At 65.7% G+C, this 9,587-nt stretch carries 11 protein-coding genes; 4 read left to right on the top strand and 7 right to left on the bottom strand.

Annotated elements, in window-relative coordinates; genetic code table 11:
- A partial coding sequence (locus tag ACEN88_RS17195; RefSeq protein WP_413341462.1) for a hypothetical protein occupies positions 1-348 on the bottom strand: 348 nt, incomplete at its 3' end.
- A 166-nt stretch (positions 349-514) separates the two neighbouring features.
- Between ACEN88_RS17195 and ACEN88_RS17190 the strand changes: the two genes are divergently transcribed.
- Positions 515-1,432, top strand: coding sequence for an alpha/beta hydrolase family esterase (locus ACEN88_RS17190; RefSeq protein ID WP_413341461.1), 918 nt, complete (start codon positions 515-517; stop codon positions 1,430-1,432).
- 8 nt (positions 1,433-1,440) lie between these two features.
- Here the strand turns inward: ACEN88_RS17190 and ACEN88_RS17185 are convergent, their stop codons facing one another.
- From ACEN88_RS17185 to pyrC, 5 genes are all read right to left on the bottom strand, one after another.
- The gene (locus tag ACEN88_RS17185) at positions 1,441-1,788 is read right to left on the bottom strand and encodes a hypothetical protein (RefSeq protein ID WP_413341459.1); all 348 of its coding nucleotides are present in this window, start codon (positions 1,786-1,788) and stop codon (positions 1,441-1,443) included.
- A 141-nt stretch (positions 1,789-1,929) separates the two neighbouring features.
- Positions 1,930-2,304 (bottom strand): 50S ribosome-binding protein YggL, encoded by a 375-nt coding sequence (locus ACEN88_RS17180; RefSeq protein ID WP_413341457.1) that lies wholly within the window; start codon positions 2,302-2,304, stop codon positions 1,930-1,932.
- Positions 2,301-3,320 (bottom strand): Gfo/Idh/MocA family protein, encoded by a 1,020-nt coding sequence (locus ACEN88_RS17175; protein ID WP_413341455.1) that lies wholly within the window; start codon positions 3,318-3,320, stop codon positions 2,301-2,303. The genes ACEN88_RS17180 and ACEN88_RS17175 overlap by 4 nt, the downstream gene beginning before the upstream one ends.
- The gene (locus ACEN88_RS17170) at positions 3,310-4,125 is read right to left on the bottom strand and encodes a DUF3025 domain-containing protein (RefSeq protein ID WP_413341453.1); all 816 of its coding nucleotides are present in this window, start codon (positions 4,123-4,125) and stop codon (positions 3,310-3,312) included. The genes ACEN88_RS17175 and ACEN88_RS17170 overlap by 11 nt, the downstream gene beginning before the upstream one ends.
- A 4-nt stretch (positions 4,126-4,129) precedes the next feature.
- Positions 4,130-5,179: a dihydroorotase gene (pyrC, locus tag ACEN88_RS17165; protein ID WP_413341451.1), complete on the bottom strand. Its 1,050-nt coding sequence runs from the start codon at positions 5,177-5,179 to the stop codon at positions 4,130-4,132.
- A 124-nt stretch (positions 5,180-5,303) separates the two neighbouring features.
- Between pyrC and ACEN88_RS17160 the strand changes: the two genes are divergently transcribed.
- Positions 5,304-6,041 carry a sulfite exporter TauE/SafE family protein gene (locus ACEN88_RS17160; protein WP_413341449.1) on the top strand — a complete coding sequence of 246 codons (738 nt, stop codon included), beginning with the start codon at positions 5,304-5,306 and terminating at the stop codon, positions 6,039-6,041.
- 105 nt (positions 6,042-6,146) lie between these two features.
- Here ACEN88_RS17160 and ACEN88_RS17155 read toward each other — a convergent pair whose 3' ends face one another.
- Positions 6,147-6,872, bottom strand: a complete 726-nt coding sequence (locus tag ACEN88_RS17155; RefSeq protein ID WP_413341447.1) for an amino acid ABC transporter ATP-binding protein — start codon at positions 6,870-6,872, stop codon at positions 6,147-6,149.
- A gap of 184 nt (positions 6,873-7,056) precedes the next feature.
- On the opposite strand from ACEN88_RS17155, the gene ACEN88_RS17150 reads away from it, so the two are divergent.
- Together ACEN88_RS17150 and ACEN88_RS17145 are read left to right on the top strand one after the other, a co-directional pair.
- Positions 7,057-8,328 (top strand): dicarboxylate/amino acid:cation symporter, encoded by a 1,272-nt coding sequence (locus tag ACEN88_RS17150; RefSeq protein ID WP_413341445.1) that lies wholly within the window; start codon positions 7,057-7,059, stop codon positions 8,326-8,328.
- Between the two features lie 74 nt (positions 8,329-8,402).
- Entirely contained in the window at positions 8,403-9,479 is a 1,077-nt protein-coding gene (locus tag ACEN88_RS17145) for a type II asparaginase (protein WP_160410844.1), read from the top strand.
- Positions 9,480-9,587: the final 108 nt, after the last annotated feature.

Here is a 9,587-nt window from a genome sequence, read left to right as displayed (position 1 = left end):
GGCCGGAGCGGCCGGGGTAGCCGGGGTGGCGGGAGTCGCTGCATCAGCCGGCGCCGGTGCCGTCGTGGCGGCCGTGTCTTCTTTCACGGCATGCTTGGTCTTGGCTTTCGCATGCTTGGCGCTTGCCTTCGCTTCCTTGGCGTGCGTCTTGGCCGTCTTCGCATCGGCTTTTGCTTCCTTCACGTCGGCTTGCGCTGCCTTGGCTTCGGCCGGGGCTGCCTTCGTCTCGGTCTTCGTTGCCTTCACGTTGGCGTTGTCGACCAGCACTGCTTGCTTAGGAGCAGGTGCCTGGGCGAAAGCTGCGGTAGCGAACAGGCCGGCGATCAGGGTAGCAATGGTTTTTTTCATGATGAAGGGTCCTCGTGGTTGTCAGTCAATGTGCACATCGTTCTGTGTGACTTATGCCATCAACGAACCCTGCCTTCCGTGTGTTGACGAACTTTACAAACGGTTACGTGGTTGACAGATACTTACAAGCAATGCAACGATTCTGATCGTTATGCAAGGAGTCCATATGCCCAGCCTCGTTCCCCTGCCGGCCACGCTTGCCCGTCCCGAAGGACCGCGCCGCTACCTCGTCGCGGCGCCGGACGGCTCGTCACCCGGCGGCCGGGCGCTGATCATCGTGCTGCACGGCGCCGGCGCGTCGGCGGAGCAGGTGCTGGGGCTGGCGTTTCCGCCGTCCCCGCTGTCCGTGTGGCTCGACATCGCGGCGCGCGAGCAGCTCGTCGTGATCGCGCCGGACGCCGGCAAGGGCGGCTGGAGCGATTGCTTCGCGTCGGAAACACGTGTGGCCAAAAAGGATGACGTCGCCTTCATCGACGCGCTGATCGACCATGCGATCGCCCGCCACGGCGCCGACCCGGCGCGCGTCTACCTGATCGGCGTGTCGCGCGGCGGCTGGATGGCGTATGCCGCGGCTACGCGGCTCCCGCATCGCCTGGCGGCATTCTCGGTCGTGCTGGCGGGCATGCCGCCGCCCGGCCGCACGCAGGCGCCCACGACGCCGCTGCCGGCGCTGATCTTCGGCTGCACGGCCGACCCGCTGATCCACTATCACGGCGGCAAGCCCTGGTATGCGCTCGGCTTCGCCGAACCGGTGCGCGGGATCGAGGACTCCGCGCACGCCTGGCGCGAACTGGCGGGCTTGCCGGACACGCCGGACGTCGTGCGCCTCCCAGCCAGCGACGCACGAACGAGTGTCACCCGCTTCATGTGGGGCCAAGCGGCGGAGGGGCTGCAGGTCGGCCTGTACCGCATCGATGGCGCCGGCCATGCGGAACCCAGCCGCCTGAAACGCTACCCCCGCTTCATCAACTGGCTGACCGGCCTGCAGAACGCGGACCTGGAAGTCGCGGAAGCCGCATGGGATTTTTTTCGCGCGAAGCGGAAGCAAAAAAGCCCGCATCGCGCGGGCTTTGTAACTGCGTAACGAACCGCTTATTTGGCGGCGGCGACGGTCGTTGCCTTGTGCTCAGCCTTCAGTTCGGCCTTGTGCTCGGCCTTGTGCTCGGCCTTGACGTGCTTGGCGTCTGCCTTCGCTTCCTTGACGTCGGCCTTGGCGTCTGCCTTGGCTTCCTTGGCGTCTGCCTTGGCTTCCTTCTTGGCTTCCTTGACGTCGGCTTTCGCGGCGGCTTTCGTTTCCTTCACTTCAGCCTTGGCGGCCTGCTTCTCCTGCTTGGCTTCGACCTTGGCCGCGGCCGGCGTGGTAGCGGCAGGCGCGGGCGCCTGGGCGAAGGCAGCGGTTGCGAACAGGCCGGCGATCAGGGTAGCAATGGTCTTTTTCATGATGAAGGGTCCTCGGAGTTTTTGGGGTTCGGTGCAGGTCGTTTTGCGCTGCACTTGTCCCTAAAACGGCGCGGCTTGCCCGTCTGTTGACGGGCTTTACAATCCGTTACCGCGCTGACAGATCCTTACAACTCGACCGTATTAAAAGCCGTAACCGTGCCACGCATCCTTGAAGTCCTTCGCGCGCGCGTCGACGACTTCCGGCCGCGCACGCAGCCACGCGATCACGGCTTCGCGGTCTTGTTCCGATGGCGAGCCGCGCTCGATGCGGGCAATGACGCCTTCCGTCTCGCTGAACGGCTCGCGGCCGCCGAAGCCGCCGCCCAGCAGGCCGCGTTCTTCCAGCGCGCCGAAGAAGTCGTTGATGAAGTCGTGATACGGCTCGCCGCGCATCGGGTTGTGGAAGACGAGTTCGACGTCGAAGCAGTGTTCCTGGAATTCGCCGACGCGCAGCTTCTTGCGCTGGCGCGGCTTCAGGCGCCGCATGCGGCTGGTCGAACGAGGGTCGCGTTTCATGCATTCTCCTTGGGTGGTGTGCCGCTCATCTGTGTCGAATCGGCGTCATAGGTCAGGCCGATCTGGCGCCGGATCTCGTCCATCACGCCCATCAGCGCCAGCGTGTCAGCATGTGTCATGCCGGGACTCTCAATCAGGCCCGCGCGCCAGCAGCGCTGCGCCTCGATCACTTCGTGCACGTAGCCGTTGCCGATGTACGGCGTGGGCACGGTGCGCGCGATGCCGTCGGCGCGCACCACCGTCACCGTCTGCGTGCGGTAGAACATCGTGTTCATGCGGACGTGGCCACGTTCGCCGGCAATCGTCAGCTCGCTCGGCAGGCGCGCACGCAGCGAGCAGCTGCACACGGACATGCCGCCGCCGCTATGGCGCAGCAGGATGCCCGTCGGCTCGTCGACACCGGTCGGGCCGATGTCGGCATGGGCCAGCACGGTGTCCACGGGCCCCAGCAGCGCCACGGCGATCGACAGCGGATAGATGCCCAGGTCGAGCAGCGCGCCGCCGCCCAGCACCGGGTTGAACAAACGGTGCTCCGGGCCGAATTCGGCCTTGAAGCCGAGGTCCGCGTTCACCTGGCGCACGGTGCCGATCTCGCCCGAGTCGACGATGCGGCGCACCTCGGCCAGCGCGGGCAGGAAGCGCGTCCACATCGCCTCCATCAGGAACAGGTTTTTCTCGCGCGCGAGTTGCACGAGTTCCTCGGCCTGCCGGCGATTCACCGTGAACGCCTTTTCGCACAGGACGCCCTTGCCGGCTTCCAGTGCCAAACGCACGTTCTCGTAATGCATGGGGTGCGGCGTGCCGACGTAGACGAGGTCCACGTCGGGCGCATGCACGAGGTCTTCGTACGATGCGTACGCCGTGCCGCCGAACTCGCGGCTGAACCAATCGGCGCTGGCCAGGTTGCGCGAGCCGACGCCGGCGAGCCGCGCGTCTGGCGTGTCTTTCAATGCGGAGGCAAAGGCCTTGGCAATCTTGCCCGTGCCAAGGATGCCCCAACGTACCTTATCGGTCATGGTGTCCTCCTTCGGTGGTGCTGGCCGGCCTTTTGGGCCGGAACACGGTGTGGTCGAGATAAAAGGCTTCGTCCTGGTCCGGCCACCAGCCCGGCACGCCCAGCACGGGCAGCGGGGTGAAGCCGGCCGTGGACAGGCCCTCGGCCGCTATCGCCTTGGACACCGCGCCATCGATCCAGTCGCGGCGTCCCTCGCGGTCGAGCGAAAAAAAATCGTCGCGGGCGAACACCACGCGCACATGGGCCGTGATCGCCTTGCGCGGCGCGACGAGCTTTTCCATCAGCGCGTGGCCGAACAGCCACAGTTCGGCATCGCGTCCGAACAGGTCGCGCTTGTCGAACAGGGCCGAGCGCCATCGATGCGCACGCAGGTCGGCGACGAGCGCGTGGCCGGCAGCATCGTCGCGCACGACGAGCAGCGCGGCATTCTCATCAAAAATGGTAGCGGCGTCGCGCGCCGGTCCGCGCGATTTGCCGACGCCCGCCTGCGCGATCTGCGCGGCCTGCAGCGCGTTCAGTTCCCGCTTGATGCGCGGAAAGGTCTGCCACACGAGGCCGTTGAAAAAATCGTGCAGGTTCGCGCGCGTGGGCACGCACCCCGTGGCGCCGATGTAGGCTTCGTACGCCACGCCCTCCGGCAGGTCGGCCTGGGGCACGAAGCGGATCGGCTGGCCGTCCACGTTGACGAGGCCGAGCCGCGCCGCGTTCGCGTTGAAACCATCGATGAACGGCCCGGCGGACAGACTGTCGAAGGCGGGACGCACCGTGTCGTACCACGGCCGCGCCCAGTCGATCTCGGGGAACATCCCGTTACAGCATCTTCCAGCCGATCTGTTCGCCCGCGTTCAGCGGGACGAGTTCCTGCTCGCCCATCGGCACCGTCGCCGGCAGGCTCCACGCCTCGCGCTTCAGGGTGATCGTGCCCTCGTTCAGCGGCAGGCCGTAGAAGGCCGGGCCGTTCAGGCTCGCGAACGCTTCCAGTTTATCCAGCGCGCCGGCCTGTTCGAAGGCGGTGGCGTACAGCTCCATCGCGTGCAGCGCCGTGTAGCAGCCGGCGCAGCCGCAGCTGGCTTCCTTCGTGTGGATCGCGTGCGGCGCGGAGTCGGTGCCGAGGAAGAAGCGCTCGTCGCCGCTCGTGGCGGCCGTCACCAGCGCCAGGCGGTGTTCTTCGCGCTTCAGCACGGGCAGGCAGTAGTAATGCGGGCGGATGCCGCCCTTGAAGATCTCGTTGCGGTTGTACAGCAGGTGGTGCGCGGTGATCGTCGCGGCGATCGGGCCTTCGGCCTCGGCCACGTACTCGGCCGCGTCCTTCGTCGTGATGTGCTCGAACACGATCGGCAGTTCCGGGAAGTCGCGGCGCAGCGGACGCATCACGCGCTCGATGAACACGGCTTCGCGGTCGAACAGGTCGATGTGCTGGTCCGTGACTTCGCCGTGCGTCAGCAGCGGCATGTCCAGTTCCTGCATCACTTCCAGCGTTTTATAGCACTTGCGCAGGTCGGTCACGCCGGCGGCGGAATTCGTCGTGGCGCCGGCCGGGTACAGTTTCACGCCGTGGATGAAGCCGGTGTCGCGCGCGCGGCGGATCTCGTCCGGTTCCGTGTTGTCAGTCAGATACAACGTCATCAGCGGCTCGAAGCTCATGCCTTGCGGCAGCGCGGCCAGGATGCGCGCGCGGTATTCGGCAGCCAGCGCGGCCGTCGTGACGGGCGGCTTCAGGTTCGGCATGACGATGGCGCGGGCGAACTGGCGCGCGCTGTGCGGCAGCACGCTGGCCATGGCCGCGCCGTCGCGCAGGTGCAGGTGCCAGTCGTCGGGGCGGGTGATGGTGATGGTGTCGGGGGATTCGATGATGGACATGGCGGCTCTCGGATTGCGAACCCCGACATTTTACTAGGAGGTCAAGTTGCCGGCACGCGTTGTTTGCTACGCACGATACATTGCAATACAGAACGAAATCACCCGTTAGGGCTAGAATCGCGGCATGACGTTCGATCTGCTCACGCTCGCCCAGCTGGCGCTCATCATCGTGTTCGGTTACACGGTGCTGGGGCTGACCGGGTTCGGCTCGTCCGTGACGGCGATGCCGCTGCTCGTGCTGTTCATGCCGCTGCGCATGGCGGTGCCGCTGATGCTCATCTTCGACTTTGTCTCGAACGTGCTGCTGGGCGTGAAGAACCGCCGCCACATCGACAAGCGCGAAGCGCTGCGCCTCATCCCGTTCATGGCGGTCGGGATGGCCGTCGGCGTGCTCGCGCTCGTGCGCGCGCCCGAGCGCACCTTGCTGGTCGTGCTCGGCCTGTTCATCCTGGGCTATTCGGCCTGGAGCCTGTTCGCACGCCGCAAGCTGCCGCCGTTTGCGCCCGCGTGGGCAGTGCCGTTCGGCGTCGTGGGCGGCATCTTCACGGCGCTGTTCGGCACCGGCGGACCGTTCTACACGATCTTCCTCACGAGCCGCCTGGACGACAAGCTGGCCTTGCGCGCCACCCTCAGCGGCGTGCTGTTCTTCAGCGCCATCTCGCGCCTCGTGCTGTTTACAGGCGCGGGCCTGTACAACCAGCCGGCGCTGCCGCTGCTGGCCATCGCGCTGCTGCCGTTCGCGCTCGGCGGGCTGTATGTCGGCAACCGGTTGCACCAGTGGCTGCCGGCGGAGCGGATCAAGCAGGCGGTGTGGGTGGTGCTGATCGTGGGTGGGGTGAGTCTCGTACTACGTAACCTCTGAGTCGTCATCCCCGGGCTAGGCGCCCCCCTTGGCGGGGATCCAAGTTCGTAGCGCTGCCGGGCTGCATGCAAAATTGGGTCCCCGCCTTCGCGGGGACGACGGTGGTTAATGGATGATCCGGGCCAGGAACTCCCGCGCCCGTGCCGACTGCGGCGCCTCGAAAAACGCCTCCCCGGCGCTGTCCTCGACGATCCGCCCCTCGTCCATGAACACGACACGGTCCGCCACGCGGCGCGCAAATCCCATCTCGTGCGTCACGACCATCATCGTCATGCCCTCCTGCGCCAGGCCAGTCATCACGTCCAGCACTTCGCCCACCATTTCCGGATCGAGCGCGGAAGTGGGCTCGTCGAACAGCATCGCGACGGGGTCCATCGCGAGCGCCCGCGCGATCGCCACGCGCTGTTGCTGGCCGCCCGAGAGCTGGGCCGGGAACTTGTCCTGGTGCGCCAGCAGGCCCACGCGGTCCAGGTATGTCAAACCGTTGGCCGTCGCCTCGTCGCGCGACCGATTGAGTACCTTGACCTGCGCGAGCGTCAGGTTGTCGCGGACGGACAGGTGCGGGAACAGCTCGAAATTCTGGAACACCATGCCGATGCGCGCGCGCAGCGCCGGCAGGCGCGTGGCCGGGTCGCCGACAGACGTGCCGTCGACCCTGATCGTCCCCTGCTGGAAGGGTTCGAGGCCGTTGACGGTCTTGATGAGCGTCGACTTGCCGGAACCGGACGGCCCGCACACGACCACCACATCGCCGCGCGCGACGCGTGTCGTGCAGTCGCGCAGAACCTGGACAGGGCCGTACCACTTGCTGACGTTGTCGATTTCTATCATTTGTTTTCGTCGGATTTGGGTTTGCTTGACAGTACCATCAACGCCTAGGATACTGCCGGGACTTGTCAATATCGCAGCACCAGGCACCCGGCAACTCCCTGATCTTGCACGAGATTGTGCCACGGCAGCGGAACAGGACGGACGATCTCCCCTGCTCCGCCATCCGCCACCCTAGAGGAAGCTTATGAACAAAAGAAACCGCCTCACCACCTGGATCCTCGTGGGCCTGGCGCTCGGCATCGCCGCCGGCTACATCGCGCACACGAATCTCGCCGATCCCAAAGGCTTCTCCGACACGATGTCGCTGGTCACCACGCTGTTCCTCCGCCTGATCAAGATGATCATCGCTCCGCTCGTGTTCTCCACGCTGGTGGTGGGCATCGCCAAGATGGGCGACGCCGCGGAAGTCGGCCGCATCGGCATCAAGGCGCTGGGCTGGTTCATCATCGCTTCCCTCCTGTCGCTCACGCTGGGTCTCATCCTCGTGAACCTGTTCCGCCCGGGCGACGCGATGGCGTTGTCCGGCACCCTGCCGGCGGCCGGCGCCTCGTCGGGCATCACCGCTTCCGGCCTCACGCTGAAGGACTTCATCACCCACCTCGTGCCGACGTCGATCTTCGACGGCATGGCCAGGAACGAGATCCTGCAGATCGTGATCTTCTCGATCTTCTTCGGCACCGGCGCCGCCGCCATCGGCGATCGCGCCGCGCCGATGATCGCCGCCATCGACGGCGCCGCGCACGTGATGCTGAAAGTGACGGGCTATGTGATGAACTTCGCGCCGTTCGCCGTGTTCGCGGCCGTCGCCGGCGTCGTCGCCACGAGCGGTGTCGGCGTGCTCGGCACCTACGGCAAGTTCATGGGCGAGTTCTACCTCGGCATCGCGCTGCTGTGGTGCATCCTGATCGCGATCGGCATGCTGTTCGTCGGCCCGCGCCTGTTCAAGCTCCTCGGCCTGCTGCGCGAGCCGACCATCCTCGCGTTCACCTGCGCGTCGTCGGAAGCGGCGTATCCGAAGACGCTGGAAGGCCTGGAGCGCTTCGGCGTCAAGAACCGCCTGGCCGCGTTCGTGCTGCCGATCGGTTACTCGTTCAACCTGGACGGCTCGATGATGTACTGCACCTTCGCCTCCGTCTTCATCGCCCAGGCCTACGGCATCGAGCTGGCGCTGTCCACGCAGATGACCATGATGCTCGTGCTGATGCTGACGTCGAAAGGCATGGCCGGCGTGCCGCGCGCGTCGCTCGTCGTCATCGCCGCCACGCTGAACCAGTTTCATATTCCCGAAGCCGGCCTGCTGCTGCTGCTCGGTATCGACCACTTCCTCGACATGGGCCGCTCGGCCACGAACGTGATCGGCAACGGCATCGCCACCGCGGTCGTCGCGAAGTGGGAGGGGGATCTCACCGATCCCGCGCTCGCCGACAAGGACATCGCCACAGCGCCGTTGCGCTGACCGGCACCCCGAACCAGGCTCCTCCCAAGGAGCCTTTTTTTTGCCTTCCAAAAATTGTTAAAAAAGGAGATCTGATGTTCTTAAAAATTGTACGCACGTGGTTCGCACTGTGCCTCATGACGCTGCTGGCCGCATCCGCCCAAGCCCAGACGGCGGCCCGCCTGCCCAACGTGGTGATCCTCGCTACCGGCGGCACCATCGCCGGCACCGGCGCCACCAGCACGACCACGGTCGGCTACACGGCCGCCAAGGTCGGCGTCGATGACCTGATCAAGGCCGTCCCGGAACTGAAGCAGGTCGCCAACGTGACCGGCGAACAGGTGTTCCAGATCGCCAGCGAAAACATGAGCAACGAGCACTGGCTCACGCTGGCGAAGCGCGTCAACACGCTGCTGGCCAAGCCGGACGTGGACGGCATCGTCATCACGCACGGCACCGACACGATCGAGGAAACCGCCTACTTCCTCGACCTCGTCGTGAAGAGCAGGAAGCCGGTCGTGGTGGTGGGCGCGATGCGTCCGTCGACCGCGATCTCGGCCGACGGCCCGATCAACCTGTACAACGCCGTGCTGACGGCCGGCAGCCCGGACGCCGTCGGCAAGGGCGTGCTCGTCGTGCTGAACGACCAGATCAACGCCGCGCGCGACGTCAGCAAGACCAACACGACGACCACCGACACGTTCAAGGCGACGGAACTGGGCCTGCTGGGCTACGTGGTGGGCAACAAGGCGCACTTCTACCGCGCCTCGACGCGCAAGCACACGGTCGACACGGAATTCGACGTGAGCAACCTGTCGGCGCTGCCGCAGGTCGACATTGCCTACACCTACGCGAACGTGGGCCCGACCGCCGTCAACGCGCTGGTCGCCGCCGGCGCCAAGGGCCTGATCCACGCGGGTGTCGGTGACGGCAGCCTGCCGAACAAGGTGCGCCCGGCGCTGTCGGCCGCACGCGAAAAAGGCGTGATCATCGTGCGCGCGAGCCGCGTGGGCCAGGGCATCGTGGCGCGCAATGGCGAAGCGAATGACGACCAGCTGGACTTCGTCGTGGCCGATACCTTGAATCCGCAGAAGGCGCGCATCCTGCTGATGCTGGCGCTCACGAAGACCAACAGCACCAAGGAGATTCAGCGGATGTTCTATACGTACTGATCGACGTCCCAACGACAAAACGGCCGCATCGTGAACTGACCCCGTAAAGTTGGACGGTTAGTTTGCTAGGCAGCCAAGGCCTGAGTTCTGTATTGCACAGGACTCAGG

The organism is Massilia sp. CT11-108, from assembly GCF_047302915.1.
GTDB classification, from domain to species: domain Bacteria; phylum Pseudomonadota; class Gammaproteobacteria; order Burkholderiales; family Burkholderiaceae_D; genus Telluria; species Telluria orientalis.
Note: the sequence above shows the minus strand (reverse complement) of the source record. Positions and strands in the feature narration are given on the sequence as shown.